This is a genomic window from Pseudomonas violetae (assembly GCF_023072615.1).
GTDB classification, from domain to species: domain Bacteria; phylum Pseudomonadota; class Gammaproteobacteria; order Pseudomonadales; family Pseudomonadaceae; genus Aquipseudomonas; species Aquipseudomonas violetae.
Map to the genome: position 1 here is coordinate 15,195 of NZ_JAKNRW010000031.1, position 25,299 is coordinate 40,493.

The window sequence follows — 25,299 nt, forward strand, 5'->3', positions numbered from 1 at the left end:
ATCAATGACGCGGTTCAAAGTCCTCGCTGAACAAGTCGTCTTCGGCATCCGGGCTTACCGGAATCTTGTGTTCTTCCGACGCCCAGGCGCCCAGGTCAATCAGTTTGCAGCGATCCGAACAGAACGGCCGAAAGGTGCTTTCCGCGCTCCACTCGACGGGGGCGCCGCAGGTTGGGCAGGTGACGGTTGGGGTTTGGCTCATGACTGGCCTCCACGCAATGTTAGGTAAAAGTGATGCAGGCGTTCGACCTCGCTGTGCAGCCAGGCGAGGTCGCGGTCGTTGACCACCACATCGTCGGCATGGCTCAAGCGGTCCTGGCGGCTGGACTGTGCCTTGAGGATCGCCTGGACCTGTTGTTCGCTGGTCTGGTCGCGTTGCAAAGTGCGTTCGATCTGTAGCTGCTCGGGCGCATCGATCACCAGCACCCGTTGGGTCATGGCGTATTGGCCGGACTCGATCAGCAATGGCGAAACCAGAATCGCGTAGGGCGATTGTGCCTTGGCCAGGTGCTCACTGATTTCCCTGGCGATCAGCGGATGCAGCAGCGCCTCGAGCCAGCGGCGCTCCTCGGGAACTTCGAAGATGAGTTTGCGCAACGCCGCGCGATCCAGTTGTCCGTCGGCTTGCAGCGCGCCGATACCGAAGTGTTCGGCAATCTGTGCCAATGCCGGGCGGCCAGGTTCCACGACCCAGCGTGCCGCATGATCGGCATCGATCACGTGCACGCCCAGGTCGATGAAGTGCTGGGCGGCCGCGCTTTTGCCGCTGCCAATGCCGCCGGTCAGGCCAAGAATCCAGGGTTTTTCCACAGGGGTATTCATTTCAAACCGACAAACTGCCAATAGAAGTCGGTTATTTGACCACCCCAGAGCAAGGCAATCCAGCCGGCAATTGCCAGATAGGGCCCAAAGGGCATTGGCGTCGAGGTTTTTGCGTTGCGCAAGCGCAGCATGGCCACGCCGATGATGGCACCGACCAGGGAAGACAGCATGAGCGTCAGGGGCAGGATTTGCCAGCCACCCCAGGCGCCGAGCATCGCCAACAGCTTGAAATCACCGTGGCCCATGCCGTCCTTGCCGGTCACCAGCTTGAATACCCAGAATACCGACCACAGCGCCAGGTAACCAGCGATCGCCCCCCACAGCGCTTCGTGGAGCGGTACGAACAGCTCAAAACTGTTGGCGATTAATCCCAGCCACATCAGCGGCAATACCAGGACATCCGGCAGCAATTGATGTTCGGCGTCGATCAGGCTCATGGCCAGCAGGCCCCAGGTCAGGAACAGCACCAGGCAGGCCGGCCAACCGAAGCCAAAGTGCCAGGCGATGAAGCCTGATAACAGGCCACAGGCCAGTTCGGTCAACGGGTAGCGCTTGCTGATCGGCGCTGCGCAGCCAGAGCAGCGGCCTCGCAAAAATACGTAACTGATGACCGGGATGTTTTCCCACGCGCGGATCGAATGACCGCAGTGCGGACACTGTGAGTGAGGCAGCATCAGGTTGTAGGTGGGCAGTGGCGCAGGAGTGGGCTGGCCGAGTATGTCTTGCGCTTGCAGGCGCCATTCACGCTCGAGCATCTTGGGCAGCCGCCAGATCAGCACATTCAGGAAGCTGCCGACCAGTAAGCCCAGCACCAGGGCCAGGGCGACGAAGCCCAGTGGAGAGTGCTGCAGGATTTCATTCAAGGGCATGTCAGATCGCTGCGCCGAGTTGGAAGATAGGCAGGTACATCGCAACCACCAGGCCGCCGACGATAATCCCCAGCACCACCATGATGAACGGCTCCATCAGGCTGGTGAGGTTATCGACCATGTTGTCGACCTCGGCCTCGTAGAAACTCGCCACTTTGTCGAGCATGTCGTCCAGGGCGCCCGACTCTTCGCCAATGGCGGCCATCTGGATGGCCATGTTGGGGAAAATGCCGGAAGTGCGCATGGCGAAGTTCAACTGCATCCCGGTCGACACATCCTGCTTGATCCGCAGCACCGCGCGCTTGAACACAATGTTGCCGGTGGCGCCTGCCACCGATTCCAGGGCTTCCACCAGCGGCACGCCGGCTGCAAAGGTGGTGGACAGGGTGCGGGCGTAGCGGGCCACGGCAGACTTATAGAGCAGGGTGCCGATCAGGGGCAGCTTCAACAGCCAGACGTCGGTGCGGTCACGAAATGCCTGGGAGGTCTTGAAGGCGCGGCGCACACCGAAGAATCCCGCGATCAGGGCGCCAAGCAACATCCACCACCATTGCTGGAGGAACTCGGAGAGGCCGATGACCATCACGGTAAAGGCCGGCAACTCGGCGCCAAAACCCTTGAACACCGATTCGAACTGCGGCACAACCTTGACCAGCAGAATCCCGGTGACAATGATCGCGACGAACACCACCGCCAGTGGATAGGTCATGGCCTTCTTGATTTTTGCCTTGAGGCTTTCGCTCTTTTCCTTATAGGTCGCCACCCGTTCCAGCAAGGTGTCCAGGGCGCCCGCCTGCTCGCCCGCGTCCACCAGGTTGCAGTAGAGCTCGTCAAAATACTGCGGCTTTTTGCGCAGGGACGCGGCAAAGCTGTTACCCGCCGCGACCTCCTGTTTGACCTCGTCCACCAGCTTGCGCATGGCCGGGTTATCGAAGCCCTCGCCGATGATGTCGAACGATTGCAACAGCGGTACGCCGGCCTTCATCATCGTCGCCATCTGCCGGGTGAACAGGGCGATGTCCTGAGCCGAGATGCGTTTACCCAGATTGAGAATCGAAACGGACTTCTTGCGGACCTTGCCCGGACTGATGCCTTGCTTGCGCAGTTGGGCCTTGACCAGCGCCGGGCTCTGACCGTTCAGTTCGCCGGTCATCTTGGTGCCTTTCCTGTCCGTGCCTTCCCAGGCGTAGACATTTATTTTCGCTGCTTTGACCGCCATGTTCAGTCCTTGGTGACCCGGTTGATTTCTTCAAGGCTGGTAATACCCTGCATGGCCTTGTGCAGGCCGGAAGTACGCAGGTCATCAAAACCGTCCTTGCGCATCTGGCTATCGATTTGCAGCGAGTTGCCTTCGGCCATGATCAGGTGTTGCAGCGCCGGGGTGTTTTTCACCACTTCGTAAATCCCCACCCGTCCCTTGTAGCCGCCATTGCAGTGATCACAGCCAACCGGCTCATAGATCGTGAAGGAGCCGATGCGGTCCTCGGGAAAACCTTCCTTGATCAAGGCTTCGCGGGGAATATCGATGGGTTTCTTGCAATGGCTGCACAGCTTGCGCGCCAGGCGCTGGGCGATGATCAGGCTGACCGAGGTCGCGATGTTGAAACCCTGGACGCCCATGTTCTGCAGGCGAGTAAGGGTTTCTGCCGCGCTGTTGGTGTGCAGGGTCGACAGCACCAGGTGTCCGGTCTGGGCCGCCTTGATCGCAATTTCCGCCGTTTCGAGGTCGCGAATCTCGCCGACCATGATCACGTCCGGGTCCTGACGCAGGAACGAGCGCAAGGCCTGGGCGAAATCCAGGCCCTGCCGGGGGTTGACGTTAACCTGGTTGATACCTTCCATGTTGATCTCCACCGGGTCCTCGGCAGTGGAGATGTTGATGTCCACCGTGTTGAGGATGTTCAGCCCGGTGTAGAGCGACACGGTCTTGCCTGAGCCCGTGGGGCCGGTGACCAGGATCATGCCCTGTGGCTGCTTCAGTGCGGCCATGTACAGGTCTTTCTGTGCCGGCTCGTAACCGAGGGCGTCGATACCCATCTGGGCGCTGGACGGGTCGAGGATGCGGATCACCACTTTCTCGCCCCACAGGGTTGGCAGGGTGTTGACCCGGAAGTCGATGGACTTGCTCTTGGACAGGCGCATCTTGATCCGCCCGTCCTGGGGTTTGCGGCGCTCGGAGATGTCGAGACTGGCCATGACCTTCAAGCGTGCGGCGATACGCCCCGACAGTTGAATTGGCGGCTTGGCGACTTCGCGCAGCATGCCGTCGGTGCGCATGCGCACGCGGTAGCTCTTTTCGTAGGGCTCGAAGTGCAGGTCGGAAGAGCCGCTCTTGATCGCATCGAGCAGCATCTTGTGGACAAAACGCACCACGGGCGCGTCATCGGCATCCTGTCCGCCCATGGACTCCTGGCGGTCGTCGGCGGATTCGATATCCACGCTGTCGAGGTCGACGTCGGCCATGTCTTCCAGCCCGGTGGAGGGGCTGTCGAAGAGCTTGTCGATGGCATCGCTGAGCTTGTCGTCCTCGACCAGGATGGCTTCGGTGGTCAGCCCGGTACTGAACTGGATGTCATTGATGACCTGGTGGTTGCTGGGGTCGGATACGCCGATGAACAGCTTGTTGCCGCGTCGCCACAAAGGCAGGACCTGGTGCTGACGAACCAGCTTCTCGCTGACCAGCCCTTTGGGCAGGGCTTCCTTGTCGAGGGCATTGAGGTCGAGCAGCGCCATGCCGAAATGCTCGGAAGCGATTTCGGCGACTTGCCGACTCTTTACCAGCTTGTTCTGCACCAGATGATTGACCAGCGAGGTGCGGTTTCTTTGGGCTTGCTGATACGCCTGTTGCGCGCTTTTTTCAGTCAGCAACTCGGCCAGGACCAATTGTTTGGCCAAGCCGCTAAGAGCGATGTCATTCATTGGGATACCGGACGCAGACAGTTCATGACTTATAGCCTAGTCAAGGAGCGGAGCCAAACCACGGCTGTTGAAGTGACAAAAAATGTCAGATAGTGCGGTTTTCGAGGGTCTCACACTGGGCCGACAGAGGCCAGAGCCCAAGCCGGCAGGGGACGAGGTAATTGGCATGGGCTGTGCTGGAGTTAATTCAGATCATGAGATTCCGACTCATGCATGGAGCTTGTCTATGAATAACCAAAAAGGCTTTACCCTGATCGAGCTGTTGATCGTGGTGGCGATCATCGGAATTCTGGCGACGTTTGCCATTCCGGCTTATTCGAAGTATCAGGCTCGGGCGAAGGTGACTGCGGCAGTGGCTGAAATTTCGGCACTCAAGGTGGCTTATGAAGATGCTGTAATGTCAGGCACAGCAGCCCCGGCGGTAGGTACCATTGCACCGGGAGCGACGAATGGTAAGACACAAAACTGCACCCTCACTTCCGACGCCACCGGAATCACTTGCGCGTTGATTGGAGCTCCGGCGCCAATTGCTGAAGGCTCTACTATCAAGCTGAGCCGTGATGTGAGTAAAGGGTGGACATGCAGCACTGGCATTGATGCGGACTATCGGCCAGCAGGATGTGCTGCCGCTACTGCAGGTTAATACCTATATGGTTGTATCGGTACCTCGCTGGATAACCAGCGAGGTTTTTTTTTCTCACTTTTTAACGAAGCGTAAAAAAGAAAGTCCCGACAATTCATGGCCTTAGGCCCACGCCAAAACCCGCAACTTGCATGTCGATAAATTCCAACTCATGCAAATTGCATGATTCCGAAAATTGATCAAACTAACAACTTGTTGATTTATAAAGACTTTTTTCCTGCCCGAAAGTTGGCACAGCGTTCGCACTATACCCAGTAACCCTGCTGACAAGACACGCAGCAGACTTTCCAGAAAAACAGGAGTTACTCGTATGAAGAAGTTCGCTATCACTGCCGCTGCTGCTACCGCGCTGACCCTGACCATGGCCGGTTCCGCATTTGCACAAACTACCCAGGCTACCCAAGCACCCATGGTGCTGGCGGCTGGTGAAATGACCGAAGCAAAAGAAGTTACTTCCGATACCTGGATCACTACCAAAGTCAAAGCTGACCTGGTTACCGAAAAAGGCATTCCTGGTACCGACATCAAAGTCGAGACCAACAAAGGCGTGGTATCCCTGTCGTCTACCGTTGCCGTGACTGACGCTCAGAAAGAAATGGCCGTTGCTATCACCAAGAAAATCAAAGGCGTCAAAGCGGTCTCCGCTGACGGCCTGAAAGCCGAGTAAGGCAAGACTTCTCGCCTGGACCGGGAGAAGGCGCGACAGACGGGCCGAGCTATACGTCTGTTGCCGCTTTGGAGTTCATGCGAAAGGTCATAAGGATGTGACCATTACAGGCCCCGGCATTCGTGTCGGGGCCTGTTCTATTGTGTTGGGAGGAAAAGATCGCAGCCTCGTTTCACTCGACAGCTCTTACAGGGGATCATTGGCCCCGTTTACTGGTGATCTGCACCAGGCGATTGCCCTCGAATCGCAAGAACTGATACATCCCGCCATTCGGCCCATAGGTCCATTCCTCTACCTGATATTCCTCCCGTCGGTTGGCGCTGCGTTTGTAGCCCAGCGCATCCCGGGCAACAGGCTGCCCGCATTTTTGCAACACCTCCCCCGACCTGTCGCCAACGCTGATCAGTTGACTGCCGCAGCGCAGGGTATCGGCTGCCCAGGCCTGCCCGGCGAACGCCAGCAGAGCCAGGCCAAGTGTGTATCGTCGACTCATCATTCGGCATCCAAGTGCAGTGGCGTAATGACCCGGCCGTCGCTCTGCGCTTCACCGAGCGAGGCGTCGATGAAGTACACACGGTCGTCGGCCAGTTGGCCTTTGTCGACCAGGTAGTCCTTGATGCTGCTGGCGCGGTCCTGACCAAGTTGACGCAACAGCACGTCGTTGGAACTCCAGAACTTGATTACACCGTCACGCATCTTCGCGGTGCGTTCTTCCTTGCCCAGGTCTTTCCATTCGGCAGGAGGCTGGATCTTCAGGCGAGTGCGGTAGATCCCTTCCAGCAGTGGGCCTTTCTCGCTGTCCGGCACGTCGAGCAACCCGGCCTTGGCCGGCACTTTATCGCCGCGACGCTGGAGCATTTTGTAGTAGTTGTACTGGTATTCCCGCTCCAGCCGTTGCTCGGCGATTAGTGGGCCATCACTGCTGGCGGCCGCGGTGCCTTCAATCTCCAGGCGCAGTGCCGGGCGTTCCTTGAGGGCTTGCGACAGCTTGACCAAGGCGGCCTCGGCGTCCTTGCTCAGGTCACTGGAACCTGGAGCAAACGAAACGGTGCCCAAGTCCTGGGAGCCGCCGCCGCTGATCAGGCCACCGATAAGCTTGAATGGCGCGGCGGCCGCTTTCACGATCAGGTTGCGCAGGGTTTGCCAGACGATCGGCATGACACTGAATTGCGGATTGTTCAGGTCGCCGGTCACTGGCAGCTCGATGGAAATCTTGCCGTCGACATCTTTGAGCAAGGCGATCGCCAGTTTCAGCGGCAGGCTGACGGCGTCGGGGCTATCGACTTTTTCGCCCAGTTGCAGTTGCTCGACCACCACCTTGTTTTCGGCCTTGAGTTGGCCTTTGGTGATCAGATAGTGCAGGTCGAGGTTAAGCCGGCCCTTGCGGATGCGGTACCCGGCGAATTTGCCGGAGTAGGGCGTCAGCGTGGTCAGTTCCACGCGTTTGAAACTGGTGGCGATGTCGAGGCTGGCCATCGGGTCGAATGGGTTAACTGCGCCCTTGATGGTCACCGGAGCGTAGCGATCGACCTTGCCCTTGACGTCGACGCTGGCGGGTTTCACCTGACGACTGTCGATGGTGCCGATTGAACCGTTGAGCTGCTGGATGGCCGTGGCGAAATTAGGGGTCAGGCTGAAGTCGGCAAAGTTAGCCGAGCCGTCATTGATGGCGATGCCACCGACATGAATTCCCAGTGGCTTGTCCTTGCTGGCCGGTTTGACTGCGGCGCTCTTGCTGCCGGTGTCGGCTGGTTGCGGGATCAGCAGGTCATCGACGTTGGTAGTGCGGTCATCGTTGATCATGAAACGCACATACGGCTGGAACAGGTTGACCTTGTCGATCGACAGGCTGTCGCCATGCTGGTAGTTCAGGCCTTCTACAACCACCTGTTGCCACTTGAGGAAGTCGCGGGTCTTGAGGGTGTCGAGGGTGTGCAGTTGATCGACCTGGGCTCGGCCGGTGACGCTGAACGCGAGCGGCTCGGTGCTTTTGAGGTCGACCGCCAGATCACTGCCGAGCATGCCGCTGCGCAGTTCCAGGCGAATGAACGGGTTGATATAAGACTGGGCAACCCGCAGGTCGATGTCCTTGGTCTGCACCTTCAGATTGGCAGTGACAGGGGCCAGATTGACCACGCCGTCCGCCGTGAGCTTGCCTTGCTTGCCGACGCCAGTATCAAGCTTGAGGTTAAAAGGCGAGCCATTGAGGCTGTCGAAATTCTGCAGGTCAACGTTCAGCGGGCCGATGTCCAGGGCGACGTTCGGCTGGGCCTGGCGATCGGCCAGGTGCACCTGGTAATCACGCAGCTGTACATCCTTGAGCAGGACCTGCCACGGCTTGCCGGGCTGTGCAGGCTCGGCTTTTGGCGAGTCGGCGGCGGCCGGGGTGCTGGCCGGTTCGGCGTTGGCCTTGGCCGCAGGTTTCGAGGGTTGGCTGGCGAAGAGCTTTTGCCAGTCGAGTTGGCCGTCGGCTTCGAGGGCCGCCCAGGTCTCGAGTTTCTGGCTGCGGATCTTGCCGACTACTACCCGCTGTTTGGCCAGGTCCAGGGAGGTGTCACTGACTTCCAGGCGCTGCAGGTTCACCAGTGGCCGACCATCCGCAGCCTTGATGTTGAATGGAGCGACGCTGACTGCGACGTTGCTCAAGAGCAATTCGGTTTCTTTGGAGAGGTTGAGTTTGTAATCGGTGGCCAGGTTCAGCGTGCCGTTTGCCAGGTCCAGCGGTACCGAGTCGCGCACATAAGGCCACCAGACTTTCATGTTGGCGTCAGTGACTTTGAGCTTACCCTCGGAAGTAAACGGGATCAGGCTTAAATTGCCCGTCCAGTTGATCTGCCCGCCCGCAGGACCGACTGCTACCAGCGTCATGTCGGCGTTGTCATCGGGCAAGGTGCTGAGGTTTTTCAGTTCAAAGTCGAGTTTGTCGTAGAGAAACTCGATGGGCTTGCTTGGCCGCGCATCCTGGAAGTGCACATAGCCGTCGGCCAGCTTGATGCGCTCGACCCGCAGCGGAAAAGGCTTGGCATCCGGGTCGGCGGGAACCGGCTCGCTGGCGGGGATCTTGAACAGGCCCAGGAGGTTGAGCTTGCCATCCTTGGCGAAGAGGATTTCGGTTTTGGGTTTGTCCAGCTCGATGTCGGACAGATGCAGCGCCTTGCTCCACAGGCTGTCGATCTGCAGGTTGGCGTAGAGACGTTCGAAACCGACCTGTTCTTTACCCGGCTCCCCAACGATCAGCCCCCACAGTGTCACTTCCAGGCTGAACGGATTGAGTTCGATACGCTGGATGCGCGCGGGCACCGTTGCGTAGTTGGCCAATTGTTGATTGGCGACCCGCAAGGCGATGCCCGGTAAAATCAGAAACCCCAGCAGGCTGTAGAGGGCCAGAGCAGTCAACAAGGCGCCTATGGCGCGTATCAATCCTTTGGGCATGTGCGGCTTCATCTGTCTGAATCGGAGTGCCTTGGAGTATGGCACGCGATTCTGGTTCCGAAGTGGTCGCGCTTTGCAGGATTTGTCTGAAAGTATCGAAGGATTTCAGAGTTGCAGGATCAGGGTCTTCAGCGGCGGTTGCTGGTCCATCGACGGAAAGTCTGCCCCTGGCGTCATTACGGTCCATTCGCGAACCGGTCGCCCGGCCTTTTCCGCGCAGCGTAGAACCTGTGCGCGCCAGTCATCCATGCTGACTTTCGCCAGGTTATTGCAGCAGATCAGCACGCCGTTATCAGCCGTGCTCAACAGCGCTGGCTTGAGCAGGCTCTGGTAGTCGCGCAGCAGGTCGACGGTGCCGAATGCGCTCTTGGCCCAGGCTGGCGGGTCGAGCAGCACCAGGTCGTACTGACGCTGTTCCAGGCGCAGATATGCGGGAAGCTTCTGACCGCGCCGCTGGCTGATCGGCAGGCCGGCGAGTTGGCGGATCGCCGGGAAGTAATCGGACTGTATGAATTCCATGGTCGGCAGTTGCGGATTAAGCAGGCCGTTTTCACGCCCGACTGCCAGGTTACCCTCGGCGAAGTCCAGATTGCTCACTTCCCGCGCGCCGCCGGCCGCTGCGCTGAGGCCGACGCCACAGGTGTAGGCGAACAGGTTGAGTACGCTTTTGCCCTTGCTGTGCGCCTTGACCCAGCCGCGGGTGTTACGCAGGTCGAGGAACAGCAGCGGATCCTGTCCGGCATGACGACCGCGAACTCGATAGTTGAGGCCCCATTCGTGGCCGATCAGGTCTTGCAGTGCCACTTCGTCGGCACGGTAGACGGTGTCTTCGCGATCAATGCGCGAATTGCCTCGGGAGCGGTCGTTGTAGACCAGCAGAGTCTCCAGGCCCAAGAGCTGATTGATGGTCGCGTGCAGGCTGAGCAGGGCATCCCGTTCCAGTGACTGGTGGAAGCTTTGGACCAGCAGTTGCGGGCCATAGCGGTCGATGGTCAGGCCGCCGGCGCCTTCCTGGCTACCGTGGAACAGGCGGTAGCAATCGGTGCCTTGTTGATGCAGCTCCGCAAGCAGGTCCTGGCGATGATCGAAGGCGGCGCGCAGCGCCTGATTCAAGGAAGACATGCTGGGCGCCTTGCAGAGGGAATTTGGCGCAGGAGTTTAACAGCTTGGAGGGCCAACCTGTGGGAGGCCGGTCAGATGGAGTCAAGTCAGCAGCCCCATCCGCCGCTTGGCCCGCTGCACCGAACCATTACGCACCGCCCAGCGCAGCATCGGCGCACTTCGATTGACGCTGGCGCGGATCAGCTTGCGCTGCAGCGGGCTCTGGCTGACGCCCAGCATGTCACTGGCCCAATCGGGTAGCAGGTCAATTCCGGCCTGCATCATCAGGCCGCCGAAGGGCTTGGCCAGACGGCTCGGAGATGGGGCGTTCAGCAGCAGACGCAATACTTCGCGACTGCGCTCATCGCACAGTAGCTGTGGGCGAATACTCTCCAGGTAGTGGGATATTTCCTGCCTGGAGCGGGGTACATCCCGGGCCCCGAGGCGTTCGGCGATCAGTGCGATCTCTGCGTAGTAACGGTCCTGATCGGCCGGGGACAACTGTGGGTTGCGGTAACGCAGATGCGCCGCGAGGAAGTTGCTGACCTCCGCCACATGAACCCACGTCAGTAACGACGGATCGCTGGCGGCGTAAGGCCGTCCATCGGGTGCTTTGCCGGTGACCTGCAAATGGATGGTGCGGACTTTCTCGATCAGCCAGTCGGCATCCTTGCGCGAGCCGAAAGTAGTGCCGGAGATGAACTGGCCTGTGCGGCGCAATCGCCCCAGCATGTCTTCGCGAAAGTTGGAGTGGTCCCACACTCCGGCCAGCGCCAGGGGATGCAAGGCTTGCAACATGAGTGCGCTGATACCGCCAATCAACATGCTGCTGAAGTCGCCATGCACCTGCCAGCTCACTGAGTCGGGGCCGAACAAGCCGGGATCACCCTTGGGGTTTTCCAGGTCGAGCTTGCCGAGGGACAGGCCCGTGAGGCTCATGATCTGCGTTTCGATGCGGCTGCGGATAAATTCCATGGGGGCTCTGTGGCGAATAAATGGGTGCTGTAGGCGCCGGCTTGCGGGCGATGGCGATACCTCTGCCACGTTTCCTGTGGTGGAAATGTCGCAATCGCCAGCGAGCCGGCTCCCACTAAGAGCAGTCGACCGCGTGGTTACTGGTTCAGGCGTTTATCCACCAGATCCTCTACCACGCTAGGGTCGGCCAGTGTCGAAGTGTCGCCCAGGCTGTCGAGCTCATTGCAGGCGATCTTACGCAGGATACGGCGCATGATCTTGCCTGAACGGGTTTTCGGCAAGGCGGGAGCCCACTGGATAAGGTCCGGTTTGGCGAAACTGCCGATGTCCTTGCTGACATGCTCCAGCAGCTCCTTCTTCAGTTGATCATTGGCTTCGGTGCCATTCATCGGCGTGACAAAGGCGTAAATTCCCTGACCCTTGAGGTCGTGTGGATAACCGACCACCGCCGCTTCGGCGATACTGTCGTGGAGCACCAGGGCGCTCTCGACTTCCGCAGTGCCAATTCGATGCCCCGACACGTTGATCACGTCGTCGATGCGCCCGGTGATCCAGTAATCGCCATCGTCGTCGCGACGCGCGCCATCGCCGGTGAAATAGTAGCCGGGGTAGGGCTTGAAGTACGTATCGACCATGCGCTGGGGATCGCCGTAGACGCTGCGGATCTGCGCCGGCCAGCTGGATTTGATTGCCAGCACTCCGCTGCCGGCGCCTTTAATTTCCTTGCCGACTTCGTCGAGCAATACCGGTTGCACGCCAAACATCGGTTGCGTGGCGCAGCCGGGTTTGATCCGCTGGGCGCTGACCAGGGGGCTGAGCATGATGCCGCCAGTCTCGGTCTGCCACCAGGTATCAACGATCGGGCAGCGCTGCTCGCCCACTGCATTGAAATACCAGTCCCACGCTTCCGGGTTGATCGGCTCACCGACGCTGCCGAGCAATCTGAGGCTCGCGCGTGAAGTTTCCTTCAAAGGTTCGGGGCCTTCACGCATCAGGGAGCGCAGTGCGGTAGGTGCGGTGTAGAAGATGTTGACCTGGTGTTTATCGATCACCTGCCAGAAGCGCGAACTGCTGGGATAACTCGGCACGCCTTCGAAGATCAGCGTGGTCGAACCATTGGCCAGCGGCCCGTAGACGATGTAGCTGTGGCCAGTGACCCAGCCGACATCGGCGGTGCACCAGAAAACTTCATCGTCGCGATAATCGAGCACGTATTTGAACGTCATTGCGGCTTGCAGCAGATACCCCCCGGTGGTGTGCAGGACGCCTTTGGGTTTGCCGGTGCTGCCGGAGGTGTAGAGGATGAACAGCGGGTCTTCGGCGTCCATCGGTTCGGGCGGGCAGTCGTCGCTGACCTCGCGCACGGCCTGGTGATACCACAGGTCACGCCCTTCAACCCATTCGACATCGCCCTGGGTGCGCTCGACCACGATGACCGTGCTGACGTCAGGGCAACTTAGCAGGGCCTTGTCGACTTTCGCTTTCAGCGGCACGACTTTGCCGCCACGCACGCCTTCATCAGCGGTGATCACGGTGCGGCAATCGGCGTCGAGGATGCGGTCGCGCACCGAGTCTGGGGAGAATCCGCCAAACACTACCGAATGCACCGCGCCGATCCGTGTGCAGGCGAGCATGGCGTAGGCGGCTTCCGGAATCATCGGCATGTAGATGCACACCCGATCGCCTTTCTTCACGCCACGGCTCTTGAGCACGTTGGCCAGGCGGCAGACGTGGTGGTGTAGCTTCCTGTAGGTGATTTGGGTCGAGTCGACCGGATCGTCGCCTTCCCAGATGATGGCTACCTGATCGCCGCGTTGCGCCAGATGGCGATCGATGCAGTTGTAACTGACGTTCAACTGGCCCCCCGCAAACCAACTGGCTTCGCCGGTTTTCAGGTTGTAGCGCTGCACGGTCTCCCATGGCGCGCTCCAGTCGAGGAAGCGAGTGGCTTGTTCAGCCCAGAAGGTGCTGGGATGTTCGATGGATTGGCGGTACAGGCGCTGGTAGTCGTCTTGACTGAGATTTGCAGCCCGGCGGACGGCATCGGCTTTGGGGAACGTGCTGATATCGAACATGACGGTTCCTTATTCTTGTTTTGGAAAACAAGCCATAAAGATGCGCCGAGTGACCAGCGGGTTCAAGTCATACACAAGCCAACGTGGGAGCGGGCTTGCTCGCGAAAGCGGCGCATCAGCAACAACATCGTTGCATGACACTCCGCTTTCGCGAGCAAGCCCGCTCCCACAGGGGATAGCAGGATCGGCTCAGATCAACCGCGGTGACGACCGCGGAAGTAGTTGATCAAACCCTGGGTAGAAGCATCGTCAGCCGGCGTTTCTTCGCTGCCAACCAGCCGGTTGTAAACGCCTTTGCCCAATTCCTTACCCAGTTCCACACCCCACTGGTCAAAGGCATTGATGCCCCAGATAACGCTCTGCACAAAGACTTTATGTTCGTACATCGCCACCAGCGCGCCGAGACGACGCGGGCTGATGCGTTCAACCACGAGGGTGTTGCTTGGACGATTGCCCGGGATCACCTTGTGCGGCGCGATCTTGTGCACGTCTTCTTCGCTGACGCCTTTGTCACGCAGTTCGGCTTCGGCTTCGGCGAGGGTTTTGCCAAGCATCAGTGCCTGGCTCTGGGACAGGCAGTTGGCGTACAGCCACTGGTGGTGGTCGGCTACCGGGTTGAAACTGACGATCGGCACAATGAAGTCGGCCGGGATCAATTGGGTGCCCTGGTGCAGCAACTGGTGATAGGCGTGCTGGCCGTTGCAACCTACGCCGCCCCAGATGACCGGCCCGGTGTCAGTGGAAACCGGCGTGCCATCCTGGCGCACGCTCTTGCCGTTGGATTCCATGTCCAGCTGTTGCAAATGCTTGGTGATATTGCGCAGATAGTGGTCGTACGGCAGGATCGCATGGCTCTGCGCACCCCAGAAGTTGCCGTACCAGACACCGAGCAATGCCAGCAGCACCGGCATGTTCTGTTCGAAAGGCGCGCTCTGGAAATGCTGGTCCATGGTGTAGGCACCGGACAGCAGTTCTTTGAAGTTCGACATGCCAATGGCGAGGGCAATCGGCAGGCCGATGGCCGACCACAGCGAGTAACGCCCGCCAACCCAGTCCCACATCGGGAAGATGTTTTCTTCGCGAATACCAAAGGCGACGGCGGCGGCGTTGTTGCTCGATACCGCGATGAAGTGGCGATACAGCTCGGCTTCGGAACCGCCCTGGGCAAGGTACCAGGCGCGCGCGGCCTGGGCGTTCTTCAGGGTCTCGAGGGTATTGAAGGACTTCGACGAGACGATGAACAGCGTAGTCTCGGCCCGCAGCTTCATGGTCAGCTCGTGAAACTCGCTGCCGTCGATGTTCGCCAGGTAGTGGCAACGCACGCCTTTCTGGGCGTAGGACAACAGTGCTTCGGACACCAGTTCGGGACCAAGGAACGAGCCACCGATGCCAATGTTCACCACGTCAGTGATGGGCTTCTCGGTGTAACCGCGCCACAGACCGTCGTGGATGCGGCCCACGAGGTCGGTAATCTGGTTCAACACCTTGTGTACTTCGGGCATCACGTTGACGCCGTTGACCGACAACTTGTCGCCAACCGGTCGACGCAGGGCGGTGTGCAGCGCAGGGCGCCCTTCGGACGAGTTGACGATTTCGCCTTCGAACAGCGACTTGATCGCACCCTTGAGGTCCACTTCATTGGCCAGGCCCACCAGCAGGTCGCGGGTTTCGGCGTTGATCAGATTCTTCGAATAGTCGAGAAACAGGCCGCAGCTGCTGAGGGTGAATTGAGTGAAGCGCTGCGGATCGGCATTAAACGCTTCGCGCATGCTGAAATCCTGCATGGCTTGGCGGTGATCATTCAACGCTTGCCAGGCGGGCAGAGCGGTCACGTCGTGAGGAGTGCGGTAGTACGCCATCGCTGCGGGTTTCCTTTTTACTTGAACGGCTTTTGAACACTAAAAATACCGGATCGCTGGGGGGGGCGTCCGGTCAACTGCGTCGTCACGTTTTCATGGCGCAGGGCGAATACAGTAACCCTCGCGCTGCGATCTGTCTTGACTTTGTCTGACCCGTTTCCGGTACTTTTTTATACATCAACACGGGGACGCGCCGACAAACGGAAGGAAAAGGTGTTTTGCTGGTTAGATCAGGCGACCTGTACCGGGATGGCGTTGCTGGTGTGGCTCAGTTCGTTACCTGGCGCCATGTAAAGCATGCGTGGCTTGAAGTTGAGCAGCTCGGCTTCGCTGTAATGGGCGTAGGCGCAGATGATCACGCGATCGCCGACCTTGGCCTTATGCGCCGCGGCGCCATTGACCGAAATCATGCGCGAGCCTTCCTCGCCACGGATGGCGTAGGTGGTGAAGCGTTCGCCGTTGTCGACGTTGTAGATCTGGATCTGTTCGTACTCGCGAATGCCGGACAGGTCCAGCCATTCACCGTCTATGGCGCAAGAACCTTCGTAATCGAGAACAGCGTGGGTGACTTCGGCGCGATGCAGCTTGGCCTTTAGCATGATGGCGTGCATTTTTTGTTATCCCAGGTCGAAATCGGGTTTTGGAATCTGAGGCAGATTTATTGTGGGAGCAGGCTTGCTCGCTCCCACAAAGGCTCGCGGTGTTTAAGCGCAAGCGTCCAGGTTCAGGTGCAGGTTGTCGATCAAGCGGGTTGTGCCCAGGAACGCTGCTACCAGAATCACTACATCCCGATCCTCTGGGCTGGCCGGGCGCAAGTTTTGCGCCTGGCGGATTTCCAGGTAGTCAGGGCGCAGTCCGGCGGCTTCCAGTTGCTGCAACTGGGCGCGGATCAGTGCCGGATAGTCGCGATCTCCGTGCTTGATCGCCTCGGCGATCTCGCTCAGCGTGCGATATACCACCGGTGCAACGGCCCGCTGTTCTTCGCTGAGGAACCCGTTACGCGACGACAACGCCAAACCGTCGGCCGCACGCACGGTTGGCTCGCCAATGATCTGGATCGGCATGTTCAGGTCATGGACCAGTGATTTGATGACCGCCAACTGCTGGAAGTCTTTCTGGCCGAAGATCGCCAGGTCCGGCTGAACCATGTTGAACAGTTTGCTGACGACCGTCGCCACCCCTTCGAAATGCCCAGGGCGGCTGGCGCCACACAAGCCTTCGGACAGTTGCGGTACGCTGACCCGCGTCTGCCCGGCCATGCCATCGGGGTACATCTCCTCGACGCTCGGCGCGAACAGCAGGTGGCAGCCGGCCTGAAGCAGTTTCTCCTGGTCGGCGGTGAGGGTCCGCGGGTATTTTTCGAGGTCTTCGCCGGCTCCGAATTGCAGCGGATTGACGAAGATGCTCGCGACCACGAAATCCACCCGTTGGGTGGCCTTGGTGACCAGCGCGACATGGCCACTGTGCAGGTTGCCCATGGTGGGCACGAAGCCGATACGTTTGCCTTCACTGCGGGCCCGGGCCACGGCGGCCCGGAGTTCGCGTACGGTTTTTACGGTGTTCATGCAGAAAATCCGTGTTCGATGCCCGGGAAAGTCGCCGCTTTGACTTCGGCTACGTAAGCGCTCAGGGCCGCGTGAATGCTGGGTTGTCCAGTCATGAAGTTTTTCACGAACTTGGGCACGCGCCCGGTGATGGACAGGCCCAGCATGTCGTGCAGCACCAACACCTGGCCGTCGGTCGCGTGACCTGCGCCGATACCGATCACCGGAATCTTCACCGCTTGGGTGATTTCTTCGGCCAGTTCGCTTGGCACGCATTCCAGCAGCAGCATGGCCGCGCCGGCCTGTTCCAGGGAAATTGCGTCGGCACGCATTTGCCGCGCCTGATTTTCGTTACGGCCCTGGACCTTGTAACCGCCGAGGATGTTTACCGACTGCGGCGTCAACCCCATGTGCGCGCACACCGGGATACCGCGTTCAGCCAGCAGGCGGATCGAGTCCGCCAGCCACAATGCGCCTTCGACCTTGACCATGTTTGCACCGGCCTGCATCAACAGGGCGCTGTTGGTCATGGTTTGTTCGTTGGTGGCGTACGCCATGAACGGCAGGTCAGCGAGGATCAATGCGTCTGAGTTGCCGCGCTTGACGCAGGCCACGTGGTAAGCCATTTCTGCGGTGCTGACCGGCAGGGTGCTGTCGTGCCCTTGCAGGACCATGCCGAGGGAATCGCCCACCAACAGCACTTCAACCCCGGCCTCATTGCAGGCGTGGGCGAATGTCGCGTCATAGCAGGTCAGCATGGTGATTTTTTCACCTTTTTGCTTGAGACCTTGCAGGGTTGTCAGGGTAATTGCTGGCATCAAAAGGTTCCTCATTCAGGCGCTACGGAAACTACTGCGAGTAACGCGCGTGATTCTTCGTGGAATACAGGCGCACGGTCTGTTGTCGTGCTTTTAAGGCCTGAATTGCGCCCTGTAACGCCGTGTTGACGGCGGCGGGACGCCTATAGTCGTGAGGAGAACCCGGGAAGTCAATTGCATGTGTTACCGCGTTGTTACGGCAGGGGTGTTACCGGGGTAACTGATGCGATTCAGCACCTGCAGACAAAACCAATGTGGGAGCGAGCAAGCTCGCTCCCACAGGGGGTGTCAATTTTGGGGGAGGCGCTCCAGGCCGACGAACGGGCAGGCGGCAAGCAGTGCCCGCAAGGTGCGGCCATCAGGGAGGCGCAGCTGAGCAGGTGCCAATTCGGCCAACGGATACAGGACGAAGGCCCGTTCCTGCATCTGATAGTGAGGCACTTTGAGGCGAGGCTGGTCGATCAGGCGATCACCATACAGCAGGATATCCAGGTCCAACGTGCGCGGGCCCCAACGTTCCAGGCGCTCGCGACCTTGCTCGTTTTCGATCGCTTGCAGCGCATCGAGCAGTTCCAGCGGCTCTAGGCCGCTGTCGAGGGCCGCGACTGCGTTGGTATAGCGCGGTTGCCCGGGTAACAGCGAATCGCTCTGATAGAACGCGGACACCCCGACCAGCGCGCTGTGCGGCAATTGCACCAGCGCCTCGACGGCGCTGCGCAGTTGTTCGTCGGGGTCGGCGAGGTTGCTGCCCATGCCGATGTAGATGCGTTCCATCAATTACTCGCCGGAAGCGCTCGGGGCATCGGCTGCGCGTTTGCGCTTGGCGCCACCGCTGCGACGACGTTTGCGCGGGGCGCCGGTGCCTTCATCCTTGCCGCTGAGGTCGCGGATCATGTCGCGACGCTCGCTGTCGTTGGAATCCTGGTAGTCGGTCCACCATTCACCCAGGCCATCGGTCTGCTCACCGGCGCTTTCGCGCAATAGCAGGAAATCGTAACCGGCACGGAATCGCGGGTTGTCCAGCAACAGGTCGGCACGTTTGCCACTGCGACGTGGCAGGCGCTCCTGCATGTCCCAGATTTCACGGATCGGCATGGTAAAGCGCTTCGGAATGGCGATCCGCTGACACTGTTCGGCGATCAGTTCGTGAGCCGCTTCCTGCATCGCCGGAATCGGTGGCATGCCACGCTCTTGCAGGCGTAATACGCGAGCGGGAAGGGCCGGCCACAGCAGCGCGGCAAACAGGAACGCCGGAGTCACCGGCTTGTTCTGCTTGATGCGCAGATCGGTATTGAGCAGCGCCTCGCTGATCAGTGTGTGGGTGTAGGTCGGGTTGTATTCCAGGGCTTCGGCACTGGCCGGGAACAACGGATCGAACAGTTGCAGGTCCACCAACATCTCGAAGGTGTCAGCGGCATGGCCGGACAGGAACAGCTTGAGGACTTCTTCGAACAGGCGTGCCGACGGAATTTCTCGCAGCATTGGCGCCAGCTCACGAATAGGCGCGGCGCTGTGCTTTTCGATACCGAAATTGAGTTTGGCAGCGAAACGCACGGCTCTGAGCATCCGCACAGGATCTTCCTGATAGCGTTGCTTAGGGTCGCCAATCAAGCGGATCAGGTGATTGCGAATGTCGTGGACACCGTTGGCGTAATCGAGGATGCGCTCACTGACCGGGTCGTAATACAGGGCATTGATAGTGAAGTCGCGGCGTTGCGCGTCTTCTTCCAGGGTGCCGTACACGTTGTCACGCAGGATCCGCCCGGATTCGTTACGGGAAGATTGATTGCTGTCTTCTTCCTCGTCGTTTTGCGGGTGATTGGCGCGGAAGGTCGCGACTTCGATGATTTCGCGGCCAAAGTGGATATGCACCAGTTTGAAACGGCGGCCAATGATCCGCGCATTGCGGAATTCGGCTCGAACCTGTTCTGGCGTGGCGCTGGTGGCGACGTCGAAATCCTTGGGTGTGATGCCGAGCATCATGTCCCGCACACAGCCACCCACCAGATAGGCCTGGTAGCCGGCGTTTTGCAGGCGCTCGACGATATTCACCGCATAACGGCTGAATTGGCCCTTTTGCAGCGAATGTTGGCCGCTGTTGAGCACTTCAGGCGTACTGCGAATGTGTTGCGTATGACGCTTGGGAGAACGGAATGACTGGAACAGCTTCTTCAGCATGGGATGCACTGTTTGAAGGAATGTTCGGCCATAACGAAGAATGACCGCATGATGGGCGGGGATTCTAGCATTTAGTCGAGGGATGGTGTAGGACGCAGGCGATATGACCTGTAGGAGCGAGCTTGCTCGCGAAGAGTGTGATCGGTAACGCGGTGAGCCAAGGGCCCCATTGGTGCCTGAAGGTTCATCGCGAGCAAGCTCGCTCCTACAGGTAAGGCAAATCGCAGAAACCACAAGGGGAGCCGAAGCTCCCCAAGAAGTAGTTGCATGCTCTATTTTTATTATTGGTTTCGGGCTTTTTGTTTTTGTTAAGTGCCCTCGCCATGAAGTTTTTCCTTCATGACCCTCCCAATCGGGAGCCAAGAGCAAACGGATTGCTTTGGTCGCTGTGCTGCAGTGATCTATCGATCCAACCAGTTCAGGCTCTGTCTTAGGACAGTTTTTGTTGTTCTCGGCCTGGTTGCGGGGCAAGCCCCAAATACAACGCCTCTCCAAAAGAATCAGTTAGCTGCGCCTCTCGCCGTCTTGTTTTTATTGTGCGTGAGTCGATTCGTCTTATTTTTATTGTCTTTTGCATTGCTTGTTATTGTTCTTGTACCAGACATATTGCAGGGTGCGTGCCAACTTTTGCGAAACCCAGTAAAACAAGGGGTTAGGCTCGCTATCGGGCTTTTATGAGGCCCAAAAAAACCGGGGCTTCGTTACCGTAAGCCCCGGCTTCTGTTACGTGAAAAACCTCAGGTAACAGTTTTTTCACATATTCACCTGTTACCCGCACATCCGACAGGTGATATTCAGCTCTCGCTGGTTACCCCGGTCTTGCGGCGCGGGATGCCCAGGCGTTGCCGGCGCTCCCACAGGCATTTACGGCTGACGCCGAGCTTGCGAGCCAGTTCGGTCTCGGTCATGTGGTCCTGGTGTTCAAGCACGAAGTGCTGGAAGTAGTCTTCCAGTGACAGGTCCTCAGTCGGTTCGTGGCTGGTGTTACCCGCGCCATTGCCCTGCTGCGGCGCCAGGCCGATGAACTCATCCTCGTCGAGGTCGTTCAACTCGATGTCGATCCCCAGCAGCTCGGCGGAAATTTCCGGGCTCTCGCAGAGAATAACTGCGCGCTCCACGGCGTTTTCCAGTTCCCGAACGTTACCCGGCCAGGAGTAGTGACGAATGGCCTGCTCGGCATCCGGGGCGAACTTGAGATCAGTGCGATTGACCCGGGCGCTCTGGCGAACCAGGAAAGCCGTGGCGATTTCGTTGACGTCCGCACCACGCTCGCGCAGGGCCGGCAGTTTCAGGGCAATAACGTGCAAGCGATAGTAAAGGTCTTCACGGAATTGGCCGATCTTCGCCAGGCTCTTGAGATCCCGGTGGGTCGCAGCGATCAGGCGTACGTCGACTTTCTGCGACTGCACCGACCCGACACGACGGATTTCGCCTTCCTGCAACACCCGTAACAGGCGAGCCTGGGCTTCGAGTGGCAGTTCGCCGATTTCATCGAGGAACAAGGTGCCGCCATCGGCTGCTTCGACAAGGCCGGCACGGCCGGCGCTGGCGCCGGTGAATGCACCTTTCTCGTGACCGAACAGTTCGGATTCGATCAAGCTTTCCGGAATGGCTGCGCAGTTCACCGATATCATCGGTGCCTTGGCGCGCCGGGACAGGTTGTGCAGGGCGCGTGCAACCAGTTCTTTACCAGTACCGGACTCACCCTGGATCAGTACATTGGAGTCGGTTGGCGCCACTTTGCGGATCTTGCTGTAGAGGTCTTGCATGGGCGGGCACGAACCGATGATGCCGATCTCGCCATTGCTGTTGTCGACTCCGCTTTTCCCCGCCCCAGACGTGGCCTTGCCGGCCACCGGTTCAGCGCTGGTGCTCTGCAGCGATTGGCGGTCGCGCAGGATGCGCGCGACGGCCTGGAGCATTTCGTCATGATCGAAAGGCTTGGCGATGTAGTCCACTGCGCCCATCTTCATCGAGTCGACCGCCGAGCGCAGGCTCGCGTAACTCGTCATGATCAGCACAGGAGTGCCCTGGCCGAGCTTGATCAGCTCGGTACCTGGTGCGCCCGGTAAACGCAGATCACTGACGATCAGGTCAAACGTTGGGATAGTGAATCGTTCTTGTGCTTCCTGCACAGAACCGGCTTCGCTGACCTGATACTGGTTACGTTCCAGCAGGCGGCGCAAGGCGGAGCGGATAATTGTTTCGTCTTCGACGATCAAAATGTGCGGCATTGATTCGATACTCTCGACGGTCTCAGTTCACAGCGGACGTCGCTTCGACATGACGCGGCAAGGTCACCCTGATACGGGTGCCGCGCTGGCTTTGAACATCAGCCGGGCTGTCGATGGTGATTTGTCCATAATGCTCTTCAACGATGGAATAGACCAGTGCAAGGCCCAGACCGGTGCCTTCGCCAGGGTCCTTGGTGGTGAAGAAGGGTTCGAACAATCGGTCCATGATGTTCTTCGGAATACCGCTGCCTTCGTCTTCAACGATCAGGTCGACCGTGTGTTCGCTGGCTTCGCTTTTGACCCGCACGGCACTGCCGGGAGGCGAGGCATCACGGGCGTTTGAGAGCAGGTTGATCAAAACTTGAGCAAGGCGCTGTGGATCCCCCTCGACCCAGTGATCGGGGTCGCACAGGTTGTAGAACTGCACCTCGAAATTGCGCCGGTTCAGGGCCAGTAACCCGATCGCATCCTGGGCCACCTCGGCCAGACAGACGGGCTCGTCGCTATGCTGATGGCTACCCGCATGAGCGAAGCTCATCAGAGACTGGACGATGCGCGATACACGCTTGGTCTGTTCGAGAATCTGCCCGCTGATTTCCTTCAGCTCGCCATCGTCTTCGCGTTCCTCGCGCAGGTTCTGCGCCAGGCAGGCGATGCCGGTGATCGGATTGCCGATTTCATGGGCGACGCCGGCCGCCAGGCGACCAATGCTAGCCAGACGCTCGGAGTGCACCAGCTTGTCTTCAAGCATCTGGGTTTCGGTCAAGTCTTCCACCAGCAACACCAGGCCGCTGTTACCCGGTGCCAGCGGTTCGTCGATAGCCGCCTTGTGCAGGTTCAGCCAGCGAGTCTGGCCATCCAGGGCCAGGTGTTGCTTGTGCAGGTGCTCGTCCGGAAGGTTGATGAAACCTTGAAGCAGTTCTTTCCATGGATTGGCGATGGTGCTCAGGCGCGAACCGACCACGCGCTGCGCGGCAATCCCGGTCAATTCCTCCATGGCTTTGTTCCACATGAGGATTTCCTGGTCCTTGGCCAGGGAGCAGACCCCCATGGGCAATTCCTGCAGGGTCTGGCGGTGGTAGCGGCGTAGTGCATCGAGTTCCGCAGCCAGCCCGGTGAGCCGTGAGTGGTAATCCTCGAGGCGGCTTTCGATGAAGTGGATATCCTCGGTGACGTAGTTTTCGCCGCCAGCCTTGTAAGGCAGAAAAGTCTCAACCATGTCCTGGGCCACGCTCGGTCCCATCAGGCCGGAAAGATTCGCTTCGATGCGGTCACGCAGGCGCCGCAGCGCATAGGGACGGCGCTCGTCGAATGGCAGGTACAGATCGCGCAGCGCTTGCTCGACTTCCTTTTGCGCGGCCTTGGCGCCCAGCGGCTTGGCCAGCTGCGTGGCGAATTCCTGGGGCGAGGCGGCGTGCAATTCGCGCCGCTGGGGCCGCCGCACGTTATCTACGGCGCAGGCTTCAGCGGCGCTGGTTTCTTCCGCACTGGCGTTAGTGAACAATGAAATCAGGGTGAACATCAGCACGTTGGCCGCCAGCGACGCGATGGCCGCCATGTGCCAACTGGTGTCATCCAGCACATAGATCATGTTCAGCAGCGGAATGTAGAAGCCCTGCAGATTGCCGACCAGAGGTAGCAGCATGGTCACCAGCCACACCAGTATTCCCGCGAGCAGGCCGGCAATGAAGCCGCGGCGATTGGCGGTCGGCCAGTACAGGACCGACAACACCCCCGGCAGGAATTGCAAGGTGGCGACAAAGGCGACGATGCCGAGATTGGCCAGGTCCTGCTCCGCCCCCAAGGACAGGTAGAAGCCGTAGCCGGCCATGATGATCGCAACGATCAGGGCCCGGCGAGTCCACTTCAGCCAGCGATAGATATTGCCTTCGGCCGGCGGCTGGTAGAGCGGCAGCACCAAGTGGTTCAGGGCCATCCCGGACAATGCCAGGGTCGTGACGATGATCAGGCCGCTGGCCGCAGACAGGCCGCCGATATAAGCCAAGAGCGCCAGCGCCTTACTGTTGGCGGCAATGCCGATGCCCAGCGTGAAGTATTCCGGGTTGGTGGTGGCGCCGAGTTTCAGCCCGGCCCAGAGAATCAGCGGAACCGCCAGGCTCATCAGCAGCAGGAACAGCGGCAGGCCCCAGCTGGCACTGACCAGCGAGCGTGGGTTGAGGTTTTCGGTAAAGGTCATGTGGTACATGTGCGGCATCACGATCGCCGAGGCGAAGAACACCAGCAGCAAGGTGCGCCACGGACCCTCCTGAAGCGGGGTATGCAGGGCGGCAAGGGCGGTCTGGTTTTGCAGCAGCCACAGCTCAAGTTGCTGCGGGCCGTCGAATACGCCATACAGCGCATACAGACCCACTCCGCCGATCGCGATCAGCTTGATCACCGACTCGAAGGCAATGGCGAACACCAGCCCTTCATGTTTTTCGCGGGTGGCGATGTGACGGGAGCCGAAAAAAATCGTGAACAGGGTGATCAGAGCGCAGAAACTCAAGGCCACGCGATGCTGCACCGGCTCGCGGGTGAGTATGCCGATGGAGTCTGCCACCGCCTGGATCTGCAATGCCAGCAGCGGCAGTACGCCAATCAGCATGAAGATAGTGGTCAGTGCGCCGGCCCAAGTGCTGCGAAAGCGAAACGCGAACAGGTCGGCCAGCGACGACAGTTGATAGGTGCGAGTGATTTTCAGGATCGGATAGAGCAGTACTGGCGCAAGCAGGAATGCTCCGGAAACCCCAAGATAGCTGGAGAGGAATCCATAGCCGTACTGATAGGCCAGGCCCACTGTGCCGTAAAACGCCCAGGCGCTGGCATAGACCCCCAGGGACAGGGTGTAGGTCAGTGGGTGGCGAATGATCGCCCGGGGAATCATGCCCCGTTCGCTGATCCAGGCTACGCCGAACAGCACCGCAAGGTACGCGGCGCTGATCAGGATCATCTGGGTCAGGCTAAAGCTCATCGGCATCTTTTTGGCTCTGCAGGATGAAGGTCACGACGATCAGTATCAGCCAGAGCAGATAAGGGCGATACCAGGCGCCAGTGGCGTCGATCCACCAGTCCATGATGGCCGGGGAAAACAGGTAAATCCCCACTACCAGAAGCAGGACCAAGCGATAGATGTACATCCCGGCCTCTCTTTTTTATGCGCGTG

At 59.3% G+C, this 25,299-nt stretch carries 21 protein-coding genes; 2 read left to right on the forward strand and 19 right to left on the reverse strand.

Annotated elements, in window-relative coordinates:
- Position 1 precedes the first annotated feature (1 nt).
- Genes yacG through pilB form a run of 5 tightly spaced genes read right to left on the reverse strand, consistent with a single transcriptional unit; the run spans position 2 to position 4,610 of the window.
- The gene (gene yacG, locus L9059_RS24445) at positions 2 to 202 is read right to left on the reverse strand and encodes a DNA gyrase inhibitor YacG (protein WP_247293407.1); all 201 of its coding nucleotides are present in this window, start codon (positions 200 to 202) and stop codon (positions 2 to 4) included.
- Positions 199 to 822 (reverse strand): dephospho-CoA kinase, encoded by a 624-nt coding sequence (gene coaE, locus L9059_RS24450; protein WP_247293408.1) that lies wholly within the window; start codon positions 820 to 822, stop codon positions 199 to 201. Before coaE ends, yacG begins: the two co-directional genes overlap by 4 nt.
- Positions 819 to 1,691, reverse strand: coding sequence for a prepilin peptidase (locus L9059_RS24455; RefSeq protein WP_247293409.1), 873 nt, complete (start codon positions 1,689 to 1,691; stop codon positions 819 to 821). The genes coaE and L9059_RS24455 overlap by 4 nt, the downstream gene beginning before the upstream one ends.
- Position 1,692: 1 nt before the next feature.
- Positions 1,693 to 2,910, reverse strand: coding sequence for a type II secretion system F family protein (locus L9059_RS24460; protein WP_247293410.1), 1,218 nt, complete (start codon positions 2,908 to 2,910; stop codon positions 1,693 to 1,695).
- A 2-nt stretch (positions 2,911 to 2,912) separates the two neighbouring features.
- Positions 2,913 to 4,610 (reverse strand): type IV-A pilus assembly ATPase PilB, encoded by a 1,698-nt coding sequence (gene pilB, locus L9059_RS24465; RefSeq protein WP_247293411.1) that lies wholly within the window; start codon positions 4,608 to 4,610, stop codon positions 2,913 to 2,915.
- 226 nt (positions 4,611 to 4,836) lie between these two features.
- Between pilB and L9059_RS24470 the strand changes: the two genes are divergently transcribed.
- Positions 4,837 to 5,253, forward strand: coding sequence for a pilin (locus L9059_RS24470; protein ID WP_247293412.1), 417 nt, complete (start codon positions 4,837 to 4,839; stop codon positions 5,251 to 5,253).
- Between the two features lie 310 nt (positions 5,254 to 5,563).
- A complete protein-coding gene (locus tag L9059_RS24475) occupies positions 5,564 to 5,920 on the forward strand; it encodes a BON domain-containing protein (protein WP_247293413.1) in 357 nt (118 codons plus the stop codon).
- 196 nt (positions 5,921 to 6,116) lie between these two features.
- Here the strand turns inward: L9059_RS24475 and L9059_RS24480 are convergent, their stop codons facing one another.
- The 14 genes from L9059_RS24480 to L9059_RS24545 form a co-directional block, all read right to left on the reverse strand.
- A complete protein-coding gene (locus tag L9059_RS24480) occupies positions 6,117 to 6,413 on the reverse strand; it encodes a DUF2845 domain-containing protein (RefSeq protein WP_247293442.1) in 297 nt (98 codons plus the stop codon).
- Positions 6,413 to 9,364: a DUF748 domain-containing protein gene (locus tag L9059_RS24485; RefSeq protein ID WP_247293414.1), complete on the reverse strand. Its 2,952-nt coding sequence runs from the start codon at positions 9,362 to 9,364 to the stop codon at positions 6,413 to 6,415. Before L9059_RS24485 ends, L9059_RS24480 begins: the two co-directional genes overlap by 1 nt.
- A gap of 93 nt (positions 9,365 to 9,457) precedes the next feature.
- The gene (locus L9059_RS24490) at positions 9,458 to 10,474 is read right to left on the reverse strand and encodes a class I SAM-dependent rRNA methyltransferase (protein ID WP_247293415.1); all 1,017 of its coding nucleotides are present in this window, start codon (positions 10,472 to 10,474) and stop codon (positions 9,458 to 9,460) included.
- An 81-nt stretch (positions 10,475 to 10,555) separates the two neighbouring features.
- Positions 10,556 to 11,428, reverse strand: coding sequence for an oxygenase MpaB family protein (locus L9059_RS24495; RefSeq protein ID WP_247293416.1), 873 nt, complete (start codon positions 11,426 to 11,428; stop codon positions 10,556 to 10,558).
- A 137-nt stretch (positions 11,429 to 11,565) separates the two neighbouring features.
- Positions 11,566 to 13,503 carry an acetate--CoA ligase gene (acs, locus tag L9059_RS24500; protein ID WP_247293417.1) on the reverse strand — a complete coding sequence of 646 codons (1,938 nt, stop codon included), beginning with the start codon at positions 13,501 to 13,503 and terminating at the stop codon, positions 11,566 to 11,568.
- A 194-nt stretch (positions 13,504 to 13,697) separates the two neighbouring features.
- A complete protein-coding gene (pgi, locus tag L9059_RS24505; RefSeq protein ID WP_247293418.1) occupies positions 13,698 to 15,362 on the reverse strand; it encodes a glucose-6-phosphate isomerase in 1,665 nt (554 codons plus the stop codon).
- A 230-nt stretch (positions 15,363 to 15,592) separates the two neighbouring features.
- Positions 15,593 to 15,973 (reverse strand): aspartate 1-decarboxylase, encoded by a 381-nt coding sequence (gene panD, locus L9059_RS24510; RefSeq protein ID WP_003228271.1) that lies wholly within the window; start codon positions 15,971 to 15,973, stop codon positions 15,593 to 15,595.
- A 93-nt stretch (positions 15,974 to 16,066) separates the two neighbouring features.
- Positions 16,067 to 16,927 carry a pantoate--beta-alanine ligase gene (panC, locus tag L9059_RS24515; protein WP_247293419.1) on the reverse strand — a complete coding sequence of 287 codons (861 nt, stop codon included), beginning with the start codon at positions 16,925 to 16,927 and terminating at the stop codon, positions 16,067 to 16,069.
- Positions 16,924 to 17,724 carry a 3-methyl-2-oxobutanoate hydroxymethyltransferase gene (gene panB / locus L9059_RS24520; RefSeq protein WP_247293420.1) on the reverse strand — a complete coding sequence of 267 codons (801 nt, stop codon included), beginning with the start codon at positions 17,722 to 17,724 and terminating at the stop codon, positions 16,924 to 16,926. Before panB ends, panC begins: the two co-directional genes overlap by 4 nt.
- Before the next feature lie 288 nt (positions 17,725 to 18,012).
- Entirely contained in the window at positions 18,013 to 18,498 is a 486-nt protein-coding gene (folK, locus tag L9059_RS24525) for a 2-amino-4-hydroxy-6-hydroxymethyldihydropteridine diphosphokinase (RefSeq protein WP_247293421.1), read from the reverse strand.
- A 3-nt stretch (positions 18,499 to 18,501) separates the two neighbouring features.
- Positions 18,502 to 19,902: a polynucleotide adenylyltransferase PcnB gene (locus L9059_RS24530; protein WP_247293422.1), complete on the reverse strand. Its 1,401-nt coding sequence runs from the start codon at positions 19,900 to 19,902 to the stop codon at positions 18,502 to 18,504.
- A gap of 794 nt (positions 19,903 to 20,696) precedes the next feature.
- Complete coding sequence (locus L9059_RS24535) at positions 20,697 to 22,136, reverse strand: sigma-54-dependent transcriptional regulator (protein ID WP_247293423.1); 1,440 nt, start codon at positions 22,134 to 22,136, stop codon at positions 20,697 to 20,699.
- A 22-nt stretch (positions 22,137 to 22,158) separates the two neighbouring features.
- Positions 22,159 to 25,113, reverse strand: coding sequence for a sensor histidine kinase (locus L9059_RS24540; RefSeq protein ID WP_247293424.1), 2,955 nt, complete (start codon positions 25,111 to 25,113; stop codon positions 22,159 to 22,161).
- Positions 25,097 to 25,273, reverse strand: a complete 177-nt coding sequence (locus tag L9059_RS24545; protein WP_003176118.1) for a hypothetical protein — start codon at positions 25,271 to 25,273, stop codon at positions 25,097 to 25,099. The genes L9059_RS24540 and L9059_RS24545 overlap by 17 nt, the downstream gene beginning before the upstream one ends.
- Positions 25,274 to 25,299 lie beyond the last annotated feature (26 nt).